Source organism: Massilia sp. DJPM01 (assembly GCF_030348125.1).
Taxonomy (GTDB): domain Bacteria; phylum Pseudomonadota; class Gammaproteobacteria; order Burkholderiales; family Burkholderiaceae_D; genus Telluria_A; species Telluria_A frigida.
The window spans coordinates 1-525 of sequence record NZ_JAQOZV010000230.1 but is presented as its reverse complement, the minus strand read 5'-3'; the positions used below and the strand labels follow the sequence as shown (position 1 = coordinate 525).

Here is a 525-nt window from a genome sequence, read left to right as displayed (position 1 = left end):
AATGCGGTCCAAGGCGTTGTTGTCGCGCAGGAGCGAGCCAAGAATCGCCTGTTCGGCACGCACGCTGAAGAGTTCGCGCTTCATGCTGCCTCCTTGTGGCGGCGCTGGGCCTGCTGCCCTGCGGTGGTCAGTGCATATCCACCGCTGTTGTCGGCATACCAAAGCTTGAACCAGTTGCCACGTACCGACTTGGCGAACACGCTCGGCCATGCCTTGTACCGCTTCGCGTCGGGCGCTGCATACCGTTCCTTGAATTCACGCCATGCCAGTTTCAGAAAACCTTGCGGAATGCCTGCGCTCGCCGCATAGGCAAAAACGGAATCGTCTTCAGGGATCGGCAATTTGTCCGCTGCTTTGCATTTGTCCAAATAGGTTTGCAAGGTAACTGCCGAAGATTTCTTCGGGAGCCCCGCTGGCGGGGTATCAATCCTCCCAAGTTAAGGAATTTCCTCGAAAATATGCTGAAAATGCGATAAATAGCTTGACATTTCAATTGTGAACTGCGCCGCCAGTGATATTTTTTCG

1 protein-coding gene is annotated in these 525 nt (G+C 54.3%); it reads right to left on the bottom strand.

The features are described from left to right. Positions 1-80: 80 nt before the first annotated feature. Positions 81-380: a hypothetical protein gene (locus PO883_RS34820; RefSeq protein ID WP_289313848.1), complete on the bottom strand. Its 300-nt coding sequence runs from the start codon at positions 378-380 to the stop codon at positions 81-83. Positions 381-525: the final 145 nt, after the last annotated feature.